Genomic DNA, 25,506 nt, shown 5'->3' with positions numbered 1-25,506 from the left:
CTTTATTAATAGCCCTTTTAACTATACAACGTTAAAAGGGTAGCAAGAAGTTTTTTTACTTCCTTGCTACCCTACATGTTGTTATTTTTCTAAAAAATCAAAGTTAAATGTATCATCTGTAATCGGCTGGACTTTTGCAAGTGCATATGTTGAGCCTTTTTGAGAGAAGAAATCGTATGTCGAGCCTTCATTGCGAATACCGTTCATAACGATTGGGTTGACTTCCTCTTCTGGGAACATTGTGTCTAAGCCTAGGTTCATTAATGCTTTATTCGCATTAAAGCGCACATATGCCTTCACCTCAGGCGATAGCCCTGTTTCAGCGTAAATATCTTCCGTATATTTCATTTCATTTTGATATAAGTCTAATAATAGCTCATAGCCCCATACTTTTAATTCATCTTGCTTTTCTGGCGAGAACTTTCTAAAAATATTTTGTGCAAAGAAGCCAATAGCTACACCGTGAATGGATTCGTCACGTAAGATAAGTGAAATCACCTCTGCACTATTGCGTAAAGTACCTTGCCCACCTAAATAAAGTGGATAGAAGAAGCCTGAATAGAATAAAAAGCTTTCCAGCATAACAGAGGCGAACATCGCTTTCCACAATGATTCATCATCATTTTCTTGAATTGCTAAATAGACTTCACTAATACGGTTTGCTTTATATTGTAAAAATTCATTTTTCTTTACCCATTCGAAAACGGCATCGATCTCATCATTATTACATAGCGTTGTGAAAATATATGAATAAGACTTGGCATGAATTGCTTCAAATGAGCCGAAAACAGTTAACACTGCTTTTTCTTGCAGGTCATTGTTATATTTTGCAATTTCATTCATTCCAATATTTGTTTGCACTGTATCTAATAACGTTAAGCCGCCAAATACTTTTTTGTACGTATCTTGGTGCTCAAAATCTTTCCATTGCTTAATGTCCTTTGATACTGCAATTTCCTCTGGCTGCCACATCTGCTTCCATTGCTGGTCCCAAAATACTTTTGCTAAATCACTTGTCGGCTTGTTCCAGTTAACCGCCTCATATTGTTTTAAATCGAGCATGATACACACTCCTCTAAAGTTTGTAGTCGTTGGCGCACATAGTAAATTGTTTTAATGCCCTTCATCCAAGCATAAATATACACTTTCGCCAATTGCTCTGTCGTCCAGCGGTCCGTTACGTACAATGTCATTGAAATGCCTTGGTCGACATGCTTTTGTGCAGCTACATATAAATCGATTAAGCGGTATGGGTCTACTTCATATGCTTCCACATATAAATGTCTGTTGTCATTGTTTAAAAATGGCATTGGGTAAATTGTACGGCTATCTGCATAGTCACGAATTTCCACACGCTCTGTACATGGTGCAAGTGAAGCAGTACTGCTGCGGATATAGGAAATGCTTCCTGTTGGTGCAACCGCTAAGCGATAGGCATTAAATACGCCATGCTCCATCACTTGCTCCTTTAGCTCCTGCCACATTGCAGCTGTAATAACCGGCACATTGCCTAATGCTTCTTTTACAGTTGGTGATGGCTCTTTCTCCTCTTTCGCTACGTACGAATCAAAATAATGACCATTCGCATACTCGCTATCTTCATAGCGATAGAATGTCTCACCTTTTTCCTTTGCAATTTGCATTGATGCCTGTAGCGAATAGAAGTTCATTGCCTCCATAAAGTAGTCAACGAATTCAATCGATTCTGGTGAGCCGTATAAAATGTTAGATTGCACTAAATGTCCATGCAAGTTCATTACACCAAGACCTACCGAATGCATTAATTTATTAGCTTTCGCTACAGATGGCACATTCGTAATATTCGTCATTAATGATACGTTCGTTAATAGCTGCATACTCGTCGTAATCAGCTCACCAAAGTGCTCGCTTTTCGTTGCACGGTGAATGTCGATAGAGCCTAAATTACACGATACATCTAAGCCATAGTTGTTTGGCTGATCCATATCCGTAATTTCGCTCGTTGTTTGTACTTGTAAAATTTCAGTACACAAATTCGACATTTTCACGCGACCGATGCCTTTTAATGCATGGTTGTCATTGACGTTATCATCGAACACTTCGAATGGGTAGCCCGATTCGAATTGCGTTTTCTTAATTTCTGTATAAAGCTTGCGTGCATTGACGCGCTTGAGTTTTCGGATATTTGGATTGTCTAGCAATTCATAATACATTTCCGTCATGCTAATTTCTGACATACGCTTGCCATATTCACGATAAATATCGTATGGACTAAATAAAATAATATCTTTATCGCGCTTCATTAACTCAAAGAAAATGGATGGAATAATAACGCCTGTTGATAATGTCGCTAAGCGAATTTTTTCATCTGCATTTGGCTTTTTCGATGAAATAAATTCCTCGATATCACCATGGAAAATATTTAAATAAACAACACCAGAGCCATTGCGTTGGCCTAGTTGGTTGGAATAAGAGAAGGAGTTTTCTAATAGCTTGGCAACAGGCATCACACCACTCGCACGATTTAAAATCCCTTTAATTGGATCGCCTAATGGACGTAAATCGGTTAACAGCGTGCCGACACCGCCTCCTAAGCGCGAAAGCTCTAAACAGTAGCCGATATTTTCTGCAATGGAGTTCATCGTATCATCAACTGATAATTTAAAGCAGCTAACAAGTTCACCACGCGCCTTTTTACCGCTGTTTAATGCTGTTGGTGTCGCTGGCTGATACGCCTCCATAATGCTGCGCACAGCACGCTCTGCAAGGTCTTGATCACCTTGTGCTAAATATAAAGAAATAATTGTAATGCGGTCCTCATATTTTTCTAATATTTCCTGACCGTCACGGCTCTTCATTGCGTAGCTTTCATAAAATTTGCTAGCACTCATAAAGGATGGGAAGCGGAACTTATAGGAATAAGCGATTTTAAATAATTTTTTTATAAATTCGAATGGATACATTTCTAAAAAATCTTTTTCATAATACCCTTCATCGACTAAATATTCGAGCTTTTCCTCTAAATCGATATAGTAGCGCATTTTCACATTTACATTTTCCAGAAAGTATTTACGTGTTGCCTCTTTATCTTTATCTAAATCTAAAATACCTGTAGAGCTGTAACTATTCAATAAATCATTGTTGAGCTTTAAATACTCTTTCAAGTCGTTTCCCCACCTTTAATTACTGTTTGATAATATTCTCGAATCACTTCATAGTCGTGCGCAAACCCGCGAAGCTCTATTTTGCGAACAATTGGGATTTGATAAGCAGCACTTATTTTATCAGCAGAGCCACAAAAAACATGGTGTCCAAAATTGGAGTTACCACTTGCAATAACACCTTTACAATAAGCAGCATTGTCTTGCAAAAACTCCTCTACTATTTGTGGCACCGTTCCAAGCCCATCCGTATAAGTAAATAATAAATAGGGCTCAGTTACTTTGAGCCCCTTTGCTATCTCGATGTTTGGTAATTGGAGCTGATTAATAATAAAGCGCACATTGCCTGTTCGACTTGCAAAGACAATCATCCAACTAGCTTGCTAATCTCTTCGTTAATTTGTGAAAAATCATGGATTAGCTGACCATCGATTTCTAAAATGGGCACAGTTAAAAAGCCTGCATTGACGATTTTTTCTTTTGCTTCTGCATCTACGTCAATATTTACCGTTTCATAGCGGCCTTCTAAACCAGCTTCATTTAGCTCCGATTTAACAAACATGCATTTTGGACAAACTGTTTTTGTATACAAAATCATTATAATAACCTCTTCCCATTAATTTTTTATAAAGCATGTACCAACAAAATGCGTCATTCTTCATTTATTAGCATAATTAATTACGAACAATTCTTATAGTTTGAAAACTAAATTTCAAATTTTAATCATCCTTATCTGGTCAAATGCATTTATATCTAAACAAAAAATATACATCGGTACCTGCCAAAACATGAGGAAAAGCCCTTCATATGGCTATTCTCGCTATATTTTCTATATGTAGTGCAAATCAAAACACCACCACACTATATATAGTGTTTATTTTGAACTGCATTTATTGTAACATACCCGATTTTAAAAAAACAACTCTTGCATTTTTTTAATTTTCATGAAAACATATATTCCTTTTTGAAAATCCGCATAAATACCTATTGCATTCAATTTGTTTGTCATCAAATTTTAACAAATAATAAAAAGCTATATTAAAATAATTTTAATATAGCTTTTTATCTACTAATCTATGCCCACTCAGCCATTGAAGAAAGACAGCATGTTGGCTGCTCCTGCTGCACTTGTACTTGGGCTGTAGATGTCACGCCTGTATTTACGTGAATCGTATCACAGCCGAAGCGAATACCGCATAAAATATCAGTTTGATAATTATCGCCAATCATCACCATTTCGTTTTTACTATAATGATGCGCCTGTGCAATTGCCTCTAGCATAATTGGAGAGGGCTTGCCTATAAATAGGGGCTCAGTTTCTGTAACTGTTGCTACAAGGTGAACGAAGGAGCCATTGGCAGGAACAAAGCCTTGTTCTGTTGGAAACTTCATATCACCATTTGTTCCGATTAATTTTGCTCCGTTTTGAATCGCTAAACATGCGCTTGCAAGCTTCGCATAATTGATTTCACGATCCAATCCCATGACAACGGCACTCGCATCCTCATCATTCGTTATATGTATGCCTTTTTCTGCTAAAGCAACACGAATGCCATCTGAGCCAATTACCTGCACCTTCATTTGTCGAAAATGCTGCTCAACATATGTCGCCGTGACAAGTGCGCTCGTATAAATATGCTGTAAAGGAGCCGCAATACCTAAAGCAGCTAGCTTTTGCTGCACTTGCTCAGGCGTTTTCGTTGCATTATTTGTAATGTAAAACGGTTCAATACCTTCTTGCTGCAATTTTTGGATAAAGGCAATAGCACTCGCAATCCCTTCATCGCCACGATAGACCGTACCATCTAAATCAAAACAATAAGCTTTATAACGTTTCATCATTGCTCCTCTGGTAAAAATGCTGATACAGGACCAAGCTCATTTGTTAAATAACTTTGCACTTTGTCTGAGAACTGTTTTAAAGCGTGTAGAGAGCCTGTTAACACTTTTACGACTTCTTCATCATCCACTTGAATAAACTCGCGTACAAGCATTTTACGCAAGCCAACAACAGCCTTTAAAGGAGCATCCATCTCTGCTGTAATAACTTTTTCATCTACTAAAATATCAATAATGTCTTCATAGCTACCTGGATCGCGCATAATAAAGCCATCAATCATTAAATTGCCGACATCCATCATCGACTCCATTACATTATGACCGATACGCTCAAGTGCTAGCTTTGTCACATCGCTTTCCAGCCAATTTTCTTGCCCTTCAAAAATAGCGAGCAATGTGTCTAAATGTTGTAAGTTTAATGAAATTTTATTTCGATCCACGAAATACATTCCAAACGCCTCCTAGTACCTAAAAAGTTGATAGTGTTTTCTTATCTATAGTAACATATTCTAGAGATACGGAAGGAGATAGAAATACAAATGGAAAGATTTTTCTTATATGATGATGTAGAAGATACAAAAACACGCTTCGTTAGCTTCGCAGGAAAAACGCAGCGCTATGATTTAGCTATCTTACAAAGCGGCCGCTTTTTTGGTAAAGTGCTTGTTTTAGATATTCAATTTGGTCGCTTTGCTATTATTGGTCCAGACGATGTCGAGGAGCCAGGCTATTTAGAGCATGTGTACAACCGTAGCGAGGAAGAAACAGTAGATTTACGCGCTTATTTAACAGAGTTGCTGAGCTAAAACTTCGTTCGAAAGTCATGATTCGCACGTTAATGAAGACATTTCGCACGTAAGAGGCATGAATTCGCACACAAAAAGGGGCTGTAGGAAAATTCCTACAGCCCTTTTTTATAATTCCTCTACAACTTCTTCCATCGCCTCTTGCTGTGGTGCTCGCCCTGTTTTTTGAACGATAAAATAAGCACAGCCAAAATTACAGTATTCAAATAAATAATCTTCAAATGTGCTAATTTTCGTGTCGAATGTCGATTTATGATTTTTATCATCAAAAAATCCTTTTAAACGAAGCTGACCATAGCCCCAATCACCTACGATGTAATCGTATTTTGTTAAAATGTCGGAAAAGCGCTCCAAAAATACTTCTTCATTAAAGCCTTCTCGCACATTTTCGATTATCTCATACATATAACCTTCCGCAACAATCATTGAAAACCCACCTATCTATTTGCACATGCCTTAGGCGTTTACGTTTGCCTGTTCTTGACGTTCTTTTGTTGCTGCATTTACTTGCTCATCCGCATGATAGCTACTGCGCACTAATGGGCCTGCCTCACAATGACTAAAGCCTTTTTCCATCGCAATTTTACGCAGCTTGCCAAATTCAAGTGGCGAATAATATTTCTTCACAGCTAAATGCTTTTTCGTTGGCTGTAAGTATTGACCAATTGTCATAATATCTACATTGTTTGCGCGTAAATCATCCATTACCTCTAAAATTTCATCCCATGTTTCGCCAAGACCAATCATTAAAGAAGATTTCGTTGGAATCTCAGGCTGCATTTCCTTAGAGCGACGTAAAAATTCTAATGAGCGATCATATTTTGCACGTGCACGCACTCTTGGTGTTAAACGGCGAACCGTTTCGATATTATGGTTTAAAATATCTGGCTTCGCATCCATAACCATTTGTAAGTTTTCCTCAATACCACCTAAATCAGATGGCAATACTTCAACAGATGTTGCTGGACTTTTGCGACGAATCGCACGAATTGTTTCCGCTAACACTTCTGCGCCACCGTCTTTCAAATCATCACGCGCTACCATTGTAATAACAACATGCTTTAAATCCATGATTTTCACAGAATCTGCCACACGCTCTGGCTCCGCTAAATCAAGCTCAGTCGGTAAGCCTGTTTTTACTGCGCAGAAACGACATGCACGCGTACAGACAGACCCTAAAATCATCATCGTTGCTGTACGGCGTTCGCCCCAGCATTCATGAATATTTGGACAACGCGCTTCCTCACAAACTGTATGCAAGTTATTTTCACGCATTAATTTTTTTAAGCCTTTGTATTGATCATTTGTGTTTAATTTTATTTTTAACCATTCCGGTTTACGTAAATGCTCTTCTTTTGTTGTAGGTTTACAAGATGTCATTCAAATTCGCCCCTATCAAAACTATAGTACTTGTAGTCAATGTACCATATTCCATGCGCCACAACAACTCTTTATCTCGATTCAGCAGGAGCGGATGCTTATAAAGCCTCTAGTTTTTCCTTTAATCATAAGGCACTGGCACCTCTAATGATGGCTGTACACCTTCTCCCCCATTTGTGTAAATATGCGGGACAGAGCCTTGCACTAACCCGATGGCAACTGGGATATATTGCTCTACAGTGGACGATTTGCTTGCAAATGGGACAATAATTTGAACATTTACCTCTAAATGAATATTTACTTCTACATAAGCGTTATTAATACCAAATTCTCGAATTGTAGATTGTACATCACTATGCACATTGCCAATAATGTGAAAGCGTATCGGTATTTTTGGTCCTAAGTTTCCTAACAAAGGAAGGTTGGCTGCCTGACCAAGCGGCACAAAAAATACAATGCCATCGCCCGCCTCCATTTTTCCAACATCGTATTCGACATTTTCTAAGTTTGGCAAATGTGTTAGGTCGCCATTTTCCGCCTGCTGTAAATATTCCTTTACTAAAGCCTGTGTTTCTGCACGCACACGGTTAATGATTTCAGTGTTAAACTTTGTCGTAATCATTTCACTTGAGCCCGATGGCAAATTTTCAATAATATCATTGACGTCTAACACACTCGATGTGCGCGCATTAATCGCTTTATTGACAACAAATGAGGCCACTTTGTTTGTTTGCACCTCTGCATATTGTAAATAGGTGGGCATTAGACGAGCATTCAACCAGTATAAAAATAAAATAACTACAATGATTAGTGTTAAAATAACGAAAAAAGCTAAATTTCCTCTTTTTTTATACTTTCTAAAACGCATTTTTCTTCGTTGTAAAAACAGAAAAATCCCCCTTGCTCTATTCGTATGAGCAAGAAGGGATAACTATTCGGAAGGAATAAATTCCGTGTCGACTTTTTCAATGATTTTAGCTGATTCAATTGCTAAATTGATTTCATATGTAGCAACAAGCATTTCACCGTTTTCCTCAAAAATCCTTACATATGGCGTTGCAGGATGTAACTCATTTTGTCGTGAAACAATGCCGCGGCGATTATTAGACAAGGTAAGCACTGTGCCGTTCGGATAATGGACAACACATTTTTTCAATGCTTCGACAACATTTGTATCATACAATGTACCTGCCCCTTGTTCTAGAATGGCTACCCCTTCTGAAGGTAGTAGTTTATCTCGATAAACACGATTCGACGTTACCGCATCAAAAACATCCGCCACACCGATGATTTTAGCAAATGGATGAATTTCAAATTCCACTAATCCTCTAGGATAACCACTGCCATCCAAGCGTTCATGATGTTGAAATGCACAATGCGCCACTAATAGGGAGATGGAATGTAAATTGCGTAATAAATCAAAGCCATAGCGAGTGTGCAGCTTCATTTCATTGTATTCCTCTTCAGTTAGTGCTCCTGATTTATTTAAAATTTCTGTCGGTATTAATAGTTTGCCAATGTCGTGCAATATTGCACCAATGCCAATTAAACGTAGCTCCTCATAGGAGTATCCTAGTTCCTTTGCAATCGCAATTGAATAGAGTGTGACTTGGAAAGAGTGTTGGTATAAGTATTGATCATATAAATATGCGTCAGATAAAATCGTTAAAAATTCATGACTATTTAAAATCGTATCTAAAAGCCCTTCGACTATACCACTAATCGCTTTCGATTGTTGGTCAATTATATATGAAGCTTGGGCGCCCTTTAACGTTTTAACCGTCTCAAACGTTTTAGTAATTTCTGTTACTACCCTATGGCGTACGACTGGATTTACCGTTTCCTCTATTTGAATGCCGTTAGATATTAAATCATCTATATAAATATATCGAATGTTTAATTGCCGTAATCTTTCAATTATTCTATGATTGATGACAACGCCTTGGTGCAAGAGTGGATGACCTGCCTCATTCCATATCGTCTTGCCAACGACCATGCCTTCCTTCACAACATTTAATGATATTAGTCGCATATTTATCATTTAACCCCGATTCTACTATATACATTATTTTTTATTATATAAGTAATAAATCAAATAAGATAGATGTACAATAAAAAAAATATCCTGTCTCACCATTATATGATAGACAGAATATTTCACTTTTTCTCTTGCATTTAATTCAATTTGTTTTGTCCATACCACTGCATGATATCGCGCAAAAATAAAGGGAGCTGATAGTGCTTTTTCGCATATTTAAAGCTTGGGAAAAAATAACCGAATGTAAATAAATCGAGCGTAACTAATTTATACGTGCGCTGTAAGTCTGCAACCTCACCATGTATAATAAGCTCACGCTGGGCATTTAAATTAAAATGATAGGTTAGCAGCTTGCCGAATACGATACCTCTAAAGCCTAGCCCTTTGAATTGCAGCTGTGGCCATTCTTCATTCATTGATTGTATATAAATTTCCTTTAGCTCTGTCCCCGTTAGCTCTAACGTACATAAATTAATAGGGTGTGGCAAAATGCGATGGAGGTCATATGCTGATACGTTGCCTTTGTGCAAATCCTCCAAAAAAATACCTGCATTGAATAAAGCGCAGTCTGCTGCTGTATAATCAATAATTGCCTCTGCAAACAAATCGGATAGCTGCGAGTAATGAAACCATTCTTTATGATAAGTTTTCACAGTTGTAAAAGCAGGTTTATCGAGCTTTTGCTGCGCCTCTTTCAATAGATTTTGTAAAAACGGTAGCTCTTCTTTTGGACTAGGGAGCAATGCACATTCAATGACTTTTTCCTGTCTCGTCAATTGTTTCGTTTGATGGTCAAACTCTATTATTAAATGTCCTATATATTGACCAAACTTGCCACAGCCTGTGAGTAGTACGTTGCCAACATATTCGCCTGTTTCAAATAAATGATGCGTATGAGAGCCGAAAATGACATCAATTTCAGGACATTCCTCTGCAAGTAGCTCATCCTCTGTTTTTCCTAAATGAGATAAGCAAATAATAATATCTACCTGTGTCTTTAGCTGCTCAACAATTTGAATAATGGCAATACGCGGCTCTGTCACCTGCCATTTTAATGAGCGATAAAATGCCTCAAATTGTGCCGTAGCACCAACAACGCCAATCTTTGTTCCGTATTTCGTCGTTAAAATCGTATATGGCTTTAACCATGCAGGCTGGGGGCCTTCTGATGCCTGTAAATTAGCGACAACCACTTCAAATGTAGCATGCTCATATAAGTCCATCAAATCTTCATGTGCAAAAGTAATGCCCTCATTATTGCCGATTGTCACGACATCATAATTGGCGTCATTCAGCATTTGCACATTGCCCTTCCCTTTTAACGCCTCTGTATAAATATGAGAGCGGTCAATATGGTCGCCAATGTCTAGTAAAAAGCTAGGCTCACCTTGCTGTGCTAATAGTGTGCGTTGTGCATGGACATAGCTCTGCGTACGCATCCAAAATTCAAAATGACTATGTAAATCGTTTGTATGAAAAAAATGAATTTTCTCTTGCACAATGCACACCATCCTTTTTAAAATAATCCGTCGATAATTGAACGAATCCCTAATAGTAATAAAATAATTCTTAATGCAAGCACTAATGTTTCCGATTTTAACTTTTTATTTAATTGTGCCCCAAATTTCGCTCCAATATATGCCCCTGGAATGACTGGCAACGTATAGAGCCAAGGCACGTGCCCTAAATAAATATGCGAGGCAGAGTTAACAATTGACGTTAAAAATACTAAAAACATCGATGTGGCAATTGCCACATGCGGTGGGAATAAAAATAAAATAAGCATTGCTGGCACAATCATCGAGCCGCCACCGATGCCAAACAGCCCCGACATACAGCCAATAACAAATGTTAATATGAAAGCAAACCAAATCGGATAACCGTACACATATTCCTTACCTTCACTATCAACATATGTATGCTTTGTTCCATGCTCCACAAACCAACGTACAGGCTTTAATTTATCACGCACTAATAAAATGATAGATAAAATAATTAATAAAATGCCAAAATATAAATTAAATGATGGTAAATCTAAGCCTTTGTTAATCCATGCTCCTAGCATCGCACCTGGGATACTACCAGCAAAAAAAATAAAGCCTGTTTTATAATCAACTGTCTTCGATTTCATTTGTGATAATGTAGAAGCAAGCCCTGTAAAAATCATCATCACAACAGATAACCCGACAACCGTTTGTGGGGTAATATCTGGAATATAGCCTAAGTTAATTCCTATAAATAAGGTAGCCGGTACTAAAATAACGCCGCCACCTAACCCTACGAGCGCTCCGACGATTCCTGAAGCTGCCGCAATAATAAATAGCAGTATAAATTCCATTAAAATTCTCCTTCAAAAATATTTAATTGCTTTGGTGATAAATTGTCAAAATGCAAGCCTAATATTTCCTTTAAACGTTGTGCGTTCGGTGCTGCATGGTAATCTGAATTATTGTTAAACAGCACGTAAACATCCTTCGCTTGCTGTTGCAGCTGCCGAATATGCACAGCTAAGGATTGCAGCTCGTCCTCATTGTAATCGTATAAAAAGCGAACTTTGCGCCAATTATGTGCATTGCCGCTATTGCGCCAGCCATGAATATTGCGTCCATGTATACGTAAAAGCGCTTTATTAGCTGTCGCAATCGGCACTAACGGAACGGAGCCAACCCCTGCCTGCGGCTCATCACAAACTGTATGAATAAAGCTATGCTCCCGTAAAAATTGCAGCGTTTTTTCACGCATCGCTGCCGCATACCAAGTTTGATTGCGAAACTCAATTGCTAATGGTAAATCTGGCAATTGCTCTTTAACATATCGAATATAATTAACATTTTTAGTTGTACAATCAAACCACGGTGGAAATTGTACTAACACCATTGCTAGTTTATTAAAGCGTTGGAATGTATGTGCACATTGCAAAAAAGCTTCAAACATATCATTGCGCGTCTCATATGGTAAATCCTCACGTAAATGCCCTGTCATTCCTTGATAAGCCTTTAATATAAATTGAAAATTATCAGGTGTATCACGGCACCATTTCTCTACATGTTGATTATTTGGAATTGCGTAGAAAGATGTATCCACTTCTACGATTGGAAAATGCCCGCTATAGTCAAATAATTTATCACGAGCAGTCGTCACTGTTGAATATAGCGCAGGGTGATCTCCCCAGCCAGTTAACCCAATCGAAATCACGACCTCTCCCTCCTCACTACTATCGTATCCTTTATCATAACATATTTTCAAATATGGCATATATCCATTCAAAAGTCCCTATTCGCCCAACGACGCTTTAAATTCATCCATCCGATATGCCCTTTCACCCAGCAAACTGGAAAAAGCTGTCCGAATTTAGACAGCCGATTCCTTCTCTCTTTGCAATGTGCGCAAACAAACATCTGTTAAAATCTCAATTCCGTTAAAAATCGCCTCATGATTAAACAGCATATACGGATCGTGCAACCCTGGCGTTACATCTGCTCCTAAGCCAAGCATCGTCGCTTTTAAATGTGGGCGCTCAATCGTATAAAAATGAAAATCATCTGCGCCTGGTGTGACAATCGTCGGTAATGCTGGGCATCCTAGTACATGTTCAATCGACTGTGCCATCAATGCAGCCGCCTCCTCATTCACTGCTGCCGCTGGAACGTAATCGAAAAATTCAATATCAATCGGCACTTGATGCATTGCACTTAGTTGTGCACAAACCGTTTTTACTTGATGCTGCAATTCATCCATAACTGCATTTGTTTGTGCACGTAAATCTAAGCCGAAAGTTGCTTTACCTGGAATAATATTAAAATTTTCCGTTCCCGCATGTAAATTCGTCATTTTCACCGTTGCCGCAACATGTGGGTCTGTGTACGTTAATCCTAAATGATGCACAATCGAGGCAGCTACTTCAATCGCATTAACGCCTTTATGTGGTCTCGCACCGTGATGATCCAATCCGCCAATTTGCCCTTTAACAAAGACACAGGAGCCATGCTGAATACCTTGTGCACAATTTGGGAAAGCCATTTCATCAAATGGGCGTAAATGAACGCCATAAAAATAATCTAAATCATCGATAACGCCCTCTTGAATAACGCTTAATGAGCCGTTACCAAGCTCCTCCGCTGGCTGAAACACGGCGCGTACTGTGCCGCCTATATCACCGATTTCCTTTAATTTATGCATCACGCCAGTGACAATCGCCATATGTGCATCATGTCCACATGAATGGTTGGCCTTCATTTCTCCATTCACTTCCTGCCATAGTGCATCCATATCTGCACGCAGCCCTACTTTCGGTGAACCAGAGCTAACTTCTACTGAAAAGCCTGGACAATTTTGAAAACGCTTTGGCTGAAAACCAGCTTCCTCAAATAATGCTACGAGATAATTTGTCGTTTCAATCTCTTTCCAGCTTACTTCACCATGTGCATGTAAATGCTCAAAAATTTGCATTACTTTTTCTTTCATTTTAAGAAACTCCTAACATAACAGCAGCAACTAAAGCAATTGCCGCAATAATTAACCAAATGACAATCAGCTTCCAAATAAATTTCACCCAGCGCTCATACGGAATACCTGCAATCGCTAAATAACCCATTAAAGCTGCGGACGTCGGAATAATCGAGTTCGTAATCGCATCACCGTATTGGAATGCTAAAACGGCTACTTGACGCTCCATTCCAAGTAAATCGGCAATCGGCACCATAATTGGCATCGTTGTCGCAGCTTGTCCACTTCCTGAAGGAATAAAGAAATTAATAATTACTTGTACCGCAAACATACCAACAGCATTCAATGTTTGTGGCAAGTGTGAAATTAATTGCACTAAGCTATAAACAATTGTATCAATAATAACACCTGATTCAAGTATGACTAAAATTGCGCGAGCAAAACCTACAATTAATGCACCAAAGGCTACAATTTTCATGCCATCCACTAAAGCATCAAATAATTTATTAATGTTCAAACCGCCTAATATCCCTGCTACAAAGCCGACAATAATAAAGTTTGCCGCTAATTCATCTAAAAACCAATCCAATTTAAATACGCCGTACATATTTACTAAAATTCCAGTAAGCAATGTTAACAGCACTAAAATGTGGCGTGTCGTAAATTTATCAAATGTATCAATATCTGAAACCTTTACTAGCTTTATCTTTTGCTCAATATCATACATAATGCTTTTCGTTGGATCTGCTTGGATTTTTTTTGCATAGCGCATTACATATATAATCGCTACGAGCAAAATAAATACATAGACAACTGAACGGAAGCCGATACCTGAAAACAGCTTTACTTCCGCTATTTCTTGCGCTATCCCGACAGTAAATGGATTGAGCATCCCGCCAATAAAGCCACTTGCTGCCCCTGTTGAAACCATCGCTGTCCCAACAAGCGCATCATAGCCTAGTGCTCTCGCAATCGCTATACCAATTGGTACGAAAATAATTGTTTCCTCACTCATCCCTGTTGAAAAGCCTAAAATAGAAAAGACAGTCATGGAAATTGGAATAAGCCATATACCTGAGCCTTGCATTTTTTGTACGAGTGCATTAACACCCGATTCAATTGCCCCTGTTGCTCGAATAATACCGAACGCTCCTCCTACGAGGAAAATATAGAAAATAATACGTGCTCCTGCCTGCATACCGAGCGGGATTGCTTTAAACATCTCAAAAATAGAGACAGGGCTTTGCTCTACCTGTGCATAACTATTTTCAACAACAATCGTACGCCCTGCTTCTTCTATTCTTTCATATTGTCCTGCTGGTAAAAAATATGTCGCTAACGTTGCAAGTATAATAATTGAAAAAATAATTGCATATGTATGCGGAATTAAAAATTTCTTTTTCTTCTCTGTAACTTGCTTCATGTTATCACTCCTATAACTCTTTTATTTGCCCTTGACTTCATCCTTTTTACTTTGTACGATACAATTAACGACTATCTAACGACGTCTTTTATTGTAAAAAAATTTTTTGTTATATGCAAGGAATTTTCTGAAAATAAAAAAAGAGCCATCTGAAAAAATTCAAGACGACTCCTTTGCGACAAATCATCGCAGGAGCAAATATTATTTCTTTAAAGCAGGAAGCTCCAAGCGATAAAGTGCTGATGGACGACCCTTTTGATGGGCAGACTGCTCTCCAATAATCATTACGTAGCTAGCATCATGCAGCTTTTTTAGCATGCGCTCTGCTGTCCTTCTCGTTACTTGTAAAAACGTCGCTAATTGTGCAGCAGTAAAAGGCTCATTATATTGTAAGGCAGCATATGCAAAAATACGCGACATATTTTGTGTACTTATATGTACTTGCTGTGCAAGTGCTACGAGTTGTGGATGCTCTATCGAATGTATGGATTGATGTGTGACAATTGGATAAGGGCCATGCAATATTTGCTTTGCATCCATAAAGTAAAACTGCTTTGATTGTGTAAAGGAGCTTGCAACAAGTGCATTGTTATACGCTGCTTCCATCGAATGCCCACTACCAAAGGAAATTCGCATATTTGGATGCAAAGCATTGTGCCACTTTGTAAACAATGGATGGGCAATAACCGCCTTTACTTTGCCAACTGTGGAATACGCCGCAAGCCCATGTGCAGTTTCCGTTAATGTCGCACCCATTAGCTGCGCAAATTCAGCGAGCTCCCCTTGTGAGCAATGTTGACCTTGGATTAGCCCGACAGCAACTTGAGCTGCTTGTGCTTTTGCTAATAATGCCTGCTCCTTTGCCTTTGTTAACGTATGTAGGATGTCGTTATCTGTATCTACAATGCGCATCGCTGGATAGCCCTCCTCACATAGCTGATCATAGACGGCATGAATACTCGTAATGGCGAAATCCACTTGTCCACTGTCTAATGCCCTACGATGAAATGTCAATACAGGCTGAGATGGCTGCGCGCTTTGTAAACATAGCGTATGCTCCGTTGGTGGGTGATGCAAATCTTTGCACAAGCTTTGCCACTCTTCCTCATGGCGATAGTCAAGGGAAATACGCATTAAAGAATAGCCTAGCTGTGCAGCCTTTAATAGCGTAATCGCTAATGCTTGCACATCTTGACGTAAATAAATGACAGGTATTTGTAGCTGCTCAAGTTGTTGCTTTGAAAAATCATATGGCAGCGAGCCTGAAAACATTAATGCATCACAGTGCTCAATCGTTTTTACGAGCTGTGGTGCCTCAGCTGCCTCTTTATATTCGTAGCATACTAGCTTGTATGAAGCATCTTGTACAGCAAGAGCCTGCGCTTTTTGGCAAAAGCTTGCTGAACCGATTAAAGCAATTGTTATCATAAAGAAAAACCCCCTTTGAAAGGATGTAGAACGATGAAAATTGAAAAAATTGAATTATTCGCTATTGAATTACCATTAAAGGAACCATTTATTATTAGCTATGCTACCTATTATACGATGCCTTCCTTAATCGTCAAAGTGACTTTAAATAATGGAGTTGTTGGCTATGGTGAAGGTGTAGCAGATGAGCATGTAACAGGCGAAAGCATGTATGGTGCCTTCGAAATTATTGAGAAAATTTTAGCGCCACGCTTAATTGGTATGAATCCGTTAAATATGGAGGCTATTCATGACGTAATGGATCGCGCTATTTTAGCTGCACCAACAGCAAAGGCTGCACTAGATATTGCGTGCTATGATGCTGCCGCAAAATCACTAAATGTACCTGTTTATGATTTACTAGGCGGACGCTTCCATGAGGAATTTCCGATTACCCATGTATTAAGCATTCAAGAGCCTGCTGTCATGGCACAGGAAGCGCTCGATAAAATGGCAGAGGGCTATCGCTCCTTCAAGCTGAAGGTTGGTGCGAAAATGCTAGAGGATGTCAAACGCATTCAAGCAGTAAGAGCAGCAGTTGGACCTGAAATCGCTATTCGCGTCGATGTCAACCAAGGCTGGAAAAATAGCGCAACCGCCCTCCAAGCACTTGCCCTGCTTGAGGATTGTCACCTTGATTGGATTGAGCAGCCAATTGTAGCACACGACTTTGATGGCATGGTTGAAATTAAACAAAAAACGTCAACGCCTGTGATGATTGATGAGGGGCTTGTTGGCATGACAGAAATGCGCACAATCATCCAAAAGCAGGCTGCACATAAAGTAAATATTAAGCTAATGAAATGTGGCGGTATTTATAAAGCAAATAAGCTAGCGATTATGGCAGAAATGGCAAACATCGAATGTCAAGTTGGCTCAATGGTGGAATCATCTGTTGGCTCTGCGGCAGGCTATCATGTTGCCTTCTCAAAAAAATCGATGACGAGCGTTGAGTTAACAGGTCCGCTAAAATATAGCGAAGATGTAGGTAATTTGCAATTTGAAATTCCATACATTCGCTTAAATGGACAAGCAGGATTAGGTGTTGATGTAGATGAAAATACGCTTGCAAAGCTTACTGTGAAGCAAAGTGTTATATGTTAAAAAAGGAGCCATTGGAAAACGCCGTTCTTCCGATGGCTTTTCCAATAGATACTTTTCACTATAAAATTCCATTTTATGCTTAAATAAACCTTATTTTATCGTTCTTGTTTCAAACTATGCAATAGGTTACCATTAATTTGTATAGATAAAATTTCAAAATTTTCAATATAAGGAGGGTTGCTTATAGTGAAAAAGCTTTTTTGGTTATGCTTTTGTCTATTGCTACTAGTAGCATGTGGGAATACAGCAAACTCTAACGAAACGGAAAATAAACAAGAGACATCTCCCGCGAAGGAGGCTGTCGAAGAGCAAGAAACTGTTGCTACACCAGCATCTCCTGCCTCATGTGAGGGCATACTATTTGAACAAGGGGCTGTTATTGAAGGAAAAAAACTAGCAGCCTGCATGAAAGATGCGATGATAGCAGCAGGCAGTGGCTCTCATAAAGTCAATTCCGCAAGTGGTGCTTCAAAAGTAGATTTTCAATGGAATCCTGACTTTTCAATGCATATCGAAAACAGTGACAATACAGTTATTATTGATGGAGATACAGGTTGGATGAAAACGCCCGAAACAGGTTGGATTGAGGAAACAGATGAGCCAAGTAATGGCGAGGAAGTCATTGCATCAAATGTTATAAAATTAACGCGGATATTAGGTCATCCAATCGCCATTGCAGAAAACTTTGCACAAGCCCCTACATGGAAAGTTGTTGGGCAAGGTGCTGTACCTGACACAGAAGCCTTCGTCGATACGGCATGGCATCTTACACCCGAACAGCCTATTCATTTAAATGGCGCCATGCTCACAGATGTTCAGCTTTGGATTACAGATCACTATTTAGGTGCCTATTACATTGCAACAGCGACAATCGCTGGATTATCTGAGACAACGAGCAATACATTTCTACAGTGGGGAGAGCCTGTGGATATTCCAAGTCCCAACTAACTAGGAGGAAACGATCATGAAAAAGCTTAACATACTTCTTGCGTGCACCTTATTACTAGTAGCTTGTAGCAATGATTCGAGCGAGGAACCGAATAAAGCACCTGTTGAGGAAACGACAACAAACAATGGTCAAGTCAATCAATATGCTGACTTTCAATCTGCGATACCTACAGATTGGCAAGTGCAGCTCCCTACCAAATTTCCTGTAGCAAAAGACAAATTTTTAACAGCACAAACAACGACAACTGAAAATGAAATAACATTCGATTTTTATGAATTTGATGAAGAAACTGCACTCGATGCAGCAAACGTAACAGAGGGTTACTATATCGGACAATTAACAATTACACGCTATGAAGATGAACTCAAGGCAGATGATGATTTAAAAGTACAGCTCACATTACATGATGATTATGTCGCGGATGCCGGTCCTGAATTAATTTATCCTTTTATTTCAGGTGACGAAAGTATTGTCAACTGGACGACGAGCCATGGCTGGTATGTGTTTGCCTATTCTATGGAAAAATCCGAGCAAGAGCTAGTCGATTGGATTAAGGAAAAGGATTTAGTTAATGACATAACAGACGGTACAGGAAATGGCTATTACCCACATCCACAAATTATAGGGCAAATGCACTTTTACGCAGACGATGAAACACGGACATTCGTCAAATGGGCACAAAATGAAATCGTCTTTACATTAAAAGATTTTAACGAAAATACATTGAACTGGCTTCATGCATTTAGTGATACAAAATAACCTACAAAGCCCTTGTCATCCATTTTCACTGATGACAAGGGCTTGCATTTTTTATTCTTCTTTAACTCCCCACTGTTTCAGTGTAGGAAGAAAATCCTCTAATTGCTGACGAACGACCTCTGGTGCCTGTTGACGCTCTTCTACTAAAAGTGGAACTAAAAAGTTTAGTATCTCTTCCATTGTTTTGTATTGATGCTCCCCATCAACATAGCACCATTTACAGTAATCTTCATTAAATTGATTATCCAATTCCTTGCTTATCACATCATCGCTATGAAGACACATCCCACAACATTGACAAATCAAGCTTTTTGGCGAACCAAGTAAAGTATTAATCGTTACATTAAATTTCTTAGAAATAGTTTTCAACGTTTCATAATTCGGTGTTGTTTTCCCTGTTTCCCACCTTGAAACAGCTTGGCGTGTCACACAAAGTATTTCTGAAAATGCCCCTTGTGATAATTGATTTTTATTTCTAATCTCTTTAATAATCGTTGCCGTTTCCATTTTCTCCTCACCTCTCCCTCATTTTAGCTGAACTGTTTCAACATAGAAAGCAACCGTTTGTTGCTAATAAACAAATTTCTTCATTGAGCCTGATTCAGCAAAATTTTTGAAAGTAAGAAGAAGACATTTTAAGTAATTTCTAAATATCAATAATCAAGGAACTTGCGGCATAATTGATTATATTACACCGCATACACCTTATCTTTTAATTAATGCATATGGATTAGAAAACGATAGTTGATATATTTCTCATTATTCTCCCCCTACAACATCAATTTCATGCTCCTTACTCATTAGTTTACGATTGTCCACATACCCTAATTACTTCTTAAAAAAAGCACAAAAGGCTATAGCGAAATTTAGATATCGACCTACATTTCCTATAACCTTTTATGAAAAATGATGCATTTATAAAATGTTTTGGGGTCTCTCTATACAGAGAGAAACTCCATCAAGATATTCTTGTTGTTCATAATTTAAGATTTCAATCCATTCTCTCTATACAGAGAGAAACATTGTTTTATCTAGTGAAATAACAAAAGACGTAGAATTTCAATCCATTCTCTCTATACAGAGAGAAACGTTTTATCACAAGGGATATTATCATTTCTCCTATTATTTCAATCCATTCTCTCTATACAGAGAGAAACTACAGAATTTGCCCCGTAATTACATCGATACGCTATTTCAATCCATTCTCTCTATACAGAGAGAAACATAAACAAGGACTACTAACAACCGTCAAGCGAATTTCAATCCATTCTCTCTATACAGAGAGAAACATTCGAACCCGTTAAATTTGCATTTGACAGGTCGATTTCAATCCATTCTCTCTATACAGAGAGAAACTGCAACTGCTGCAATATCGGAAGCAGAAGCAGGCATTTCAATCCATTCTCTCTATACAGAGAGAAACTGTGAAAAAGCGCATAAAAGTAACATTTATCACCGTTTTTCACTTAAAAATTAATTTATAAGGTAATATTATCCTAATTCTTTTCTCTTGTATATAGAATTTCTTGCTTCTTTTTGGTGCGAATCCCCTTAGAAAATCATGTTCGCTTCACATTCGCACCAACATCTAACTCTTTTTATTTTTCTAATCCATTCTACATACAGAGAGAGACAATAATTCTTGGTATGCACGTTTCACACCGTAAATTTCAATCCACTCTCTCCATACAGAGAGAGACTGTTTCACGGGCATGCCGTAGATCATGCGGATGTATTTCAATCCACTCTCTCCATACAGAGAGAGACCGCAATATATAGATTAATTATTTATGGCATCGTCTATATTTAGAAAAAGTTATAAACTTTAGCTTATATCCAATAGATTATTACTTAAAATTAAAGTTATACTATTATTTTTTACGCGAACCTCCCCATATATTTATGGGCACTTAAGGTTCGCGTAATTAATTATTAATGTTCGCCCATTTCATCTTTCAGCAATTCTACACGCTCTTCAAAGCTCACTACTTTGTGCAGCTCATGCAACATCCAAAGATAGCCAAATTCATCGCTAAATACCGCATTGGATACGCCAAAATCAGGTAGCTGTGTTACTGCTTGTACTTCTTTACAGCCTGCCTTCATTGCCTTCTCATATGTTTCTGCAATGTCTGGTACTAAAATATTAAACCAAATCGGCTTTGGATCATCTGGTTTAGGTGCAATCATTTGATATTCAGGATTTTCGTCTAATAAATGAAATCTTACATCATATAACTTAAAAACAGCTTCGTTCTTTCCGACTGGAAAATTTGTTACCTCTAGACGCTCAATATCAAAAATCTTCTCATATAATGCTAATGCCTTTAAACTATCCGTCACAACCATATCGATTTCTACACCAACCATTTTGAACACTCCTTTAAAATTATTGGAATTCTATTTATTAGCGTACCACAATTAACAATTTATTATTACTGAAAACCTTAAAAGTCTATTTATACTATAGGGTTATTTTTCATCTTTTAAATTTTCAGCTACTCTAATAATAATTTTCCCTTTTGCTCTTCCGGATAATGAGTGATTCACTGCTGTTTGAATATTATTTAACGAAACAACTTGGTCAATGATTGGCTGAATTTTTCCTTGCTCTATCAAATTCGTCAATATTTCTAGTTGTGGCCCACTTGGTTTCATAAATAAAAAGTGGTAGCTGGCATTTGTTTTTTTCTCTAATTTACTAATATTTCGTGTAGCTATTCCTAAAATGATTTGTTTCCATAATGGTAAGCCATATTCCTTTGCAAAACGTTTATTTGGTATTCCTGACAAAGAAACCACTTTGCCATTTGGTTTAATAATACGAAAAGCCTTTTCTAATGTCTCACCGCCCATCGTATCATAAACATAGTCATAATCTGTTAAGACCTCTTCGAAATTTTCTGTTCGATAATCAATAATTTTATCCGCACCTAAGCTTTTAACAAAATCGGCATTTTTTGCACTTGTTGTCGTTGCTACATAAGCACTTGTCAATTTTGCTAGTTGAATAGCAATTGTTCCTATTCCACCTGCCCCTGCTTGAATCAATACTTTATCATCCGCTTTTAATTGCATGATGTCATATAATGCTTGATAGCTCGTTAGCCCTACTAACGGAATAGAGGCAGCCTCTTCAAAAGTAAGGTTTTTTGGTTTAAGGGCTATATCACCTTGATCTACTGCGATATATTCCGCAAAGGTTCCAATTCGATTTTTTTGCACCCTTCCATATACTTTGTCACCTATTTTATATTTTGTAACGTTCTTCCCTACACTTTCAACAATGCCCGCAAAGTCACTTCCTAAAATTAATGGCATTTTATAGCTTAAAAGCATTTTTACTTTACCATCTTTCGTCTTCAAATCAATTGGGTTGATGCTGGCTGCTACAATTTTGACAAGCACATCATTGTCTCGAACAGTAGGAATATCCACCTCGGCAATTTCTAGGTTTTTTTGACCATACTTTCGAATAAGAGCGGCTTTCATTTTTTGAGTCATTTTCTATTCTCCTTTTAGTTCATTGGTTTAAACTTTTAAACCATTAAGTAATGTGATAATAACGCATCTAAAATATTTCGTCAAGTATTTCAATCGAATCAAAAAAATTGACAAGCAAATAATCCAATGGTTTAATAGTTTAAAAATATAAACCATTGGAGATCTATTATGCCTAATTTACAACATTTAAAAAATGAGTTTGCTGCACTTAGTGACTTTTTAGTTGCCTTAGGGGATGAAAAAAGACAAGCAATCATTATTGCTCTCCTTGAAAACAAAGCCTGTGAAGGACTTAGAGTCAATGATTTAACAGAGGTGACAAACCTGTCTCGCCCTGCTATCTCTCATCATTTAAAAATATTGAAGCAAGCTAACTTAGTTGATTATCGAAGCGAAGGAACAAAAAATTATTATTACCTCTCACATGACACAACAGAAATCGATAAGATGAAAAAGCTATTAGACCATGTCACAGCTATTTTAACAAAGGAGTAAATGCATATGAAAAAAGTATTGGTTGTTTTAACAAATGTAACTCGTTATCCAGGAACTAAAGATGCTACTGGCTTATGGCTTGGGGAAGCAACTGAATTCGTTGAAGAAATGCTGAAAGCCAATATTGAAGTGGATTATGTCAGTCCTAAAGGTGGCTTTGTACCATTAGACCCTAGAAGCATGAAATATGCTGACGAGTCCATTATGCAAATTTATGAAACAGCTGACTTTCAAAAAAGAGCACTAGCCTCCTCATTGAGCCCCAATCAAGTAAATGCGAGTGACTATGCTGCAATTTACTACACTGGTGGTCATGGTGTGATGTGGGACTTTCCAGACAATAAGGAATTGCAACAAATCGCTTTAGCTATTTACAAAAATAATGGATTCATTTCAGCTGTTTGCCATGGTATGGCTGGTTTAGTCAATATTAAGGATGACAATGGAAATTATTTAATTGCAGGAAAAGCAATTACTGGCTTTACAACAACTGAGGAAGTTTTAGCTGGCAAAAAATCAGTCGTGCCGTTTTTAAATAAAGAAATCGCTGAACAACGCGGAGCTCATTTTAAGAAACAGCGTGCTTACAGTGAGTTTGCTGTGCAAGATGGACATATAATTACTGGGCAAAACCCTTTTTCCGTGAGAGCTGTTGCAAAGCTACTTATCAAAAGTATGTCAAACCATATTCAATAAAAATGAAGGAGCTGTTCGAAAAGATGATATCCTTTCGAACAGCTCCTTATATATTAACCGATAGAACCTTCCATTTCGTAGTTGATTAAACGGTTCATTTCTACTGCATATTCCATTGGTAATTCTTTTGTGAATGGCTCGATGAAGCCCATTACGATCATTTCTGTCGCTTCTACTTCTGAAATACCACGGCTCATTAAGTAGAATAATTGCTCTTCTGATACTTTTGAAACTTTTGCTTCGTGCTCTAATGACACATCGTCATTTAAAATTTCGTTGTATGGAATTGTATCTGAAGTTGATTGGTTATCCATAATTAATGTATCACACTCGATGTTTGCACGTGCGCCAGTCGCTTTTGGACCGAAGCGAACGATACCGCGGTATGATACTTTACCACCATGGTGTGCAATGGATTTCGATACGATTGTTGAAGATGTGTTTGGTGCAAGGTGAATCATTTTTGCCCCTGCATCTTGGTGCTGACCTTTACCTGCTAAAGCGATTGATAATGTCATACCACGTGCACCTTCACCACGTAAAATACATGCTGGATATTTCATTGTTAGTTTTGAACCGATGTTGCCATCAACCCATTCCATCGTGCCGTTTGCATCTACAACTGTACGCTTCGTTACAAGATTGTAAACGTTATTTGCCCAGTTTTGGATTGTTGTATAACGGCAATATGCGTCTTTACCAACGATAATTTCTACTACTGCTGAGTGCAATGAGTTTGTTGTGTAAACAGGTGCCGTACAGCCTTCTACATAGTGTACATGTGCGCCTTCGTCTACGATAATTAATGTACGCTCGAATTGACCCATGTTTTCAGAGTTAATACGGAAGTACGCTTGTAAAGGAGTTTCTACCTTTACGCCTGGTGGTACGTAGATGAATGAGCCACCTGACCATACTGCTGAGTTTAATGCTGCAAATTTGTTGTCTGCGTAAGGAATAACAGTACCCCAATATTTTTTGAAAATGTCTTCATTTTCTTTTAATGCTGAGTCTGTATCTTTGAAGACGATACCTAAGTCTTCTAAATCCTTTTTCATGTTGTGGTAAACTACTTCAGATTCGTACTGAGCAGATACACCAGCTAAATATTTTTGCTCTGCTTCTGGAATACCTAATTTATCGAATGTTGCTTTGATTTCTTCAGGCACTTCATCCCATGAGCGCTGTGTTGCTTCAGATGGCTTTACGTAATACGTAATTTCATCGAAGTCTAATGCTGAAAGGTCGCCGCCCCATTGAGGCATTGGCATTTTATAAAATTGTTCGAGAGCTTTTAAGCGGTAGTCAAGCATCCACTGCGGCTCTTCTTTCATATTTGAGATTTCTCGTACGATTTCTTCTGTTAACCCACGTTTTGAACGGAAAATTGATACGTCCTTATCGTGGAAGCCATATTTGTAATCGCCGATATCAGGCATTTTTTTAGCCATTAGTTCTCC

The 25,506-nt window shown here is 38.1% G+C and carries 26 protein-coding genes and 1 CRISPR repeat array; of the genes, 6 read left to right on the top strand and 20 right to left on the bottom strand.

The annotated features are described in order from the left end of the window. Window positions 1-81: 81 nt before the first annotated feature. The 6 genes from nrdF to R6U77_RS10830 all read right to left on the bottom strand — a co-directional run bounded on the left by nrdF (window position 82) and on the right by R6U77_RS10830 (window position 5,428). Window positions 82-1,062 carry a class 1b ribonucleoside-diphosphate reductase subunit beta gene (gene nrdF, locus R6U77_RS10855; RefSeq protein ID WP_319835678.1) on the bottom strand — a complete coding sequence of 327 codons (981 nt, stop codon included), beginning with the start codon at window positions 1,060-1,062 and terminating at the stop codon, window positions 82-84. Then, complete coding sequence (gene nrdE, locus R6U77_RS10850; protein WP_319835677.1) at window positions 1,050-3,143, bottom strand: class 1b ribonucleoside-diphosphate reductase subunit alpha; 2,094 nt, start codon at window positions 3,141-3,143, stop codon at window positions 1,050-1,052. The genes nrdF and nrdE overlap by 13 nt, the downstream gene beginning before the upstream one ends. Beyond that, the gene (gene nrdI / locus R6U77_RS10845; protein ID WP_319835676.1) at window positions 3,140-3,511 is read right to left on the bottom strand and encodes a class Ib ribonucleoside-diphosphate reductase assembly flavoprotein NrdI; all 372 of its coding nucleotides are present in this window, start codon (window positions 3,509-3,511) and stop codon (window positions 3,140-3,142) included. Before nrdI ends, nrdE begins: the two co-directional genes overlap by 4 nt. Beyond that, a complete protein-coding gene (locus R6U77_RS10840) occupies window positions 3,508-3,738 on the bottom strand; it encodes a glutaredoxin family protein (RefSeq protein WP_293927849.1) in 231 nt (76 codons plus the stop codon). Before R6U77_RS10840 ends, nrdI begins: the two co-directional genes overlap by 4 nt. A gap of 476 nt (window positions 3,739-4,214) precedes the next feature. Further along, complete coding sequence (locus tag R6U77_RS10835) at window positions 4,215-4,979, bottom strand: TIGR01457 family HAD-type hydrolase (protein WP_319835675.1); 765 nt, start codon at window positions 4,977-4,979, stop codon at window positions 4,215-4,217. Continuing rightward, a complete protein-coding gene (locus R6U77_RS10830; protein ID WP_293927846.1) occupies window positions 4,979-5,428 on the bottom strand; it encodes a DUF86 domain-containing protein in 450 nt (149 codons plus the stop codon). Before R6U77_RS10830 ends, R6U77_RS10835 begins: the two co-directional genes overlap by 1 nt. 90 nt (window positions 5,429-5,518) lie before the next feature. Between R6U77_RS10830 and R6U77_RS10825 the strand changes: the two genes are divergently transcribed. Beyond that, window positions 5,519-5,785, top strand: a complete 267-nt coding sequence (locus R6U77_RS10825; protein ID WP_293927844.1) for a DUF3055 domain-containing protein — start codon at window positions 5,519-5,521, stop codon at window positions 5,783-5,785. Window positions 5,786-5,893: 108 nt separating this feature from the next. Here R6U77_RS10825 and R6U77_RS10820 read toward each other — a convergent pair whose 3' ends face one another. From R6U77_RS10820 to R6U77_RS10775, 10 genes are all read right to left on the bottom strand, one after another. Further along, window positions 5,894-6,211 (bottom strand): YutD family protein, encoded by a 318-nt coding sequence (locus R6U77_RS10820; RefSeq protein ID WP_319835674.1) that lies wholly within the window; start codon window positions 6,209-6,211, stop codon window positions 5,894-5,896. 30 nt (window positions 6,212-6,241) lie between these two features. Then, window positions 6,242-7,165: a lipoyl synthase gene (gene lipA / locus R6U77_RS10815; RefSeq protein WP_319835673.1), complete on the bottom strand. Its 924-nt coding sequence runs from the start codon at window positions 7,163-7,165 to the stop codon at window positions 6,242-6,244. Window positions 7,166-7,286: 121 nt separating this feature from the next. Further along, window positions 7,287-8,033 (bottom strand): sporulation protein YunB, encoded by a 747-nt coding sequence (gene yunB / locus R6U77_RS10810; protein WP_293927837.1) that lies wholly within the window; start codon window positions 8,031-8,033, stop codon window positions 7,287-7,289. A gap of 63 nt (window positions 8,034-8,096) precedes the next feature. Next, window positions 8,097-9,197, bottom strand: a complete 1,101-nt coding sequence (locus R6U77_RS10805; protein WP_319835672.1) for an HD-GYP domain-containing protein — start codon at window positions 9,195-9,197, stop codon at window positions 8,097-8,099. Window positions 9,198-9,340: 143 nt separating this feature from the next. Continuing rightward, window positions 9,341-10,702 carry a bifunctional metallophosphatase/5'-nucleotidase gene (locus R6U77_RS10800; protein ID WP_319835671.1) on the bottom strand — a complete coding sequence of 454 codons (1,362 nt, stop codon included), beginning with the start codon at window positions 10,700-10,702 and terminating at the stop codon, window positions 9,341-9,343. Window positions 10,703-10,719: 17 nt separating this feature from the next. Continuing rightward, a complete protein-coding gene (locus R6U77_RS10795; protein ID WP_293927830.1) occupies window positions 10,720-11,541 on the bottom strand; it encodes a sulfite exporter TauE/SafE family protein in 822 nt (273 codons plus the stop codon). Continuing rightward, window positions 11,541-12,398 (bottom strand): DUF72 domain-containing protein, encoded by an 858-nt coding sequence (locus R6U77_RS10790; RefSeq protein WP_319835670.1) that lies wholly within the window; start codon window positions 12,396-12,398, stop codon window positions 11,541-11,543. Before R6U77_RS10790 ends, R6U77_RS10795 begins: the two co-directional genes overlap by 1 nt. Window positions 12,399-12,554: 156 nt before the next feature. Further along, window positions 12,555-13,667: an amidohydrolase gene (locus R6U77_RS10785; protein WP_319835669.1), complete on the bottom strand. Its 1,113-nt coding sequence runs from the start codon at window positions 13,665-13,667 to the stop codon at window positions 12,555-12,557. Between the two features lies 1 nt (window position 13,668). Beyond that, window positions 13,669-15,072 carry a YfcC family protein gene (locus R6U77_RS10780; protein WP_319835668.1) on the bottom strand — a complete coding sequence of 468 codons (1,404 nt, stop codon included), beginning with the start codon at window positions 15,070-15,072 and terminating at the stop codon, window positions 13,669-13,671. A 201-nt stretch (window positions 15,073-15,273) separates the two neighbouring features. Further along, a complete protein-coding gene (locus tag R6U77_RS10775) occupies window positions 15,274-16,500 on the bottom strand; it encodes a hypothetical protein (RefSeq protein WP_319835667.1) in 1,227 nt (408 codons plus the stop codon). Between the two features lie 33 nt (window positions 16,501-16,533). Here R6U77_RS10775 and R6U77_RS10770 point away from each other — a divergent pair, with 33 nt between their 5' ends. The 3 genes from R6U77_RS10770 (at window position 16,534) to R6U77_RS10760 (ending at window position 19,351) form a co-directional block, all read left to right on the top strand. Next, the gene (locus R6U77_RS10770) at window positions 16,534-17,643 is read left to right on the top strand and encodes a mandelate racemase/muconate lactonizing enzyme family protein (RefSeq protein WP_319835666.1); all 1,110 of its coding nucleotides are present in this window, start codon (window positions 16,534-16,536) and stop codon (window positions 17,641-17,643) included. A 186-nt stretch (window positions 17,644-17,829) separates the two neighbouring features. Continuing rightward, on the top strand, window positions 17,830-18,591 hold the full coding sequence (locus R6U77_RS10765) for a hypothetical protein (RefSeq protein ID WP_319835665.1): 762 nt from the start codon (window positions 17,830-17,832) through the stop codon (window positions 18,589-18,591). 16 nt (window positions 18,592-18,607) lie between these two features. Further along, window positions 18,608-19,351 carry a hypothetical protein gene (locus tag R6U77_RS10760; RefSeq protein ID WP_319835664.1) on the top strand — a complete coding sequence of 248 codons (744 nt, stop codon included), beginning with the start codon at window positions 18,608-18,610 and terminating at the stop codon, window positions 19,349-19,351. A 51-nt stretch (window positions 19,352-19,402) separates the two neighbouring features. Here R6U77_RS10760 and R6U77_RS10755 read toward each other — a convergent pair whose 3' ends face one another. The 3 genes from R6U77_RS10755 to R6U77_RS10745 all read right to left on the bottom strand — a co-directional run bounded on the left by R6U77_RS10755 (window position 19,403) and on the right by R6U77_RS10745 (window position 22,843). Next, window positions 19,403-19,858 carry a zinc ribbon domain-containing protein gene (locus R6U77_RS10755; RefSeq protein WP_319835663.1) on the bottom strand — a complete coding sequence of 152 codons (456 nt, stop codon included), beginning with the start codon at window positions 19,856-19,858 and terminating at the stop codon, window positions 19,403-19,405. Between the two features lie 481 nt (window positions 19,859-20,339). Beyond that, window positions 20,340-20,774: a CRISPR direct-repeat array (repeat unit 33 nt; unit sequence ATTTCAATCCATTCTCTCTATACAGAGAGAAAC). 509 nt (window positions 20,775-21,283) lie between these two features. Beyond that, window positions 21,284-21,721: a VOC family protein gene (locus R6U77_RS10750; protein ID WP_319835662.1), complete on the bottom strand. Its 438-nt coding sequence runs from the start codon at window positions 21,719-21,721 to the stop codon at window positions 21,284-21,286. 102 nt (window positions 21,722-21,823) lie between these two features. After that, the gene (locus tag R6U77_RS10745; protein WP_319838368.1) at window positions 21,824-22,843 is read right to left on the bottom strand and encodes an NADP-dependent oxidoreductase; all 1,020 of its coding nucleotides are present in this window, start codon (window positions 22,841-22,843) and stop codon (window positions 21,824-21,826) included. 180 nt (window positions 22,844-23,023) lie between these two features. On the opposite strand from R6U77_RS10745, the gene R6U77_RS10740 reads away from it, so the two are divergent. Beyond that, a complete protein-coding gene (locus tag R6U77_RS10740) occupies window positions 23,024-23,350 on the top strand; it encodes an ArsR/SmtB family transcription factor (protein WP_319835661.1) in 327 nt (108 codons plus the stop codon). A gap of 6 nt (window positions 23,351-23,356) precedes the next feature. Further along, window positions 23,357-24,046, top strand: coding sequence for a type 1 glutamine amidotransferase domain-containing protein (locus R6U77_RS10735; RefSeq protein WP_319835660.1), 690 nt, complete (start codon window positions 23,357-23,359; stop codon window positions 24,044-24,046). A 53-nt stretch (window positions 24,047-24,099) separates the two neighbouring features. Here the strand turns inward: R6U77_RS10735 and sufB are convergent, their stop codons facing one another. Next, a complete protein-coding gene (sufB, locus tag R6U77_RS10730) occupies window positions 24,100-25,497 on the bottom strand; it encodes a Fe-S cluster assembly protein SufB (protein ID WP_293927810.1) in 1,398 nt (465 codons plus the stop codon). Window positions 25,498-25,506: the final 9 nt, after the last annotated feature.

The sequence above is a fragment of the Lysinibacillus louembei genome (assembly GCF_033880585.1).
Taxonomy (GTDB): domain Bacteria; phylum Bacillota; class Bacilli; order Bacillales_A; family Planococcaceae; genus Metasolibacillus; species Metasolibacillus louembei.
The sequence above is the reverse complement of the archived record's forward strand: the minus strand, read 5'-3'. Positions and strand labels throughout refer to the sequence as shown.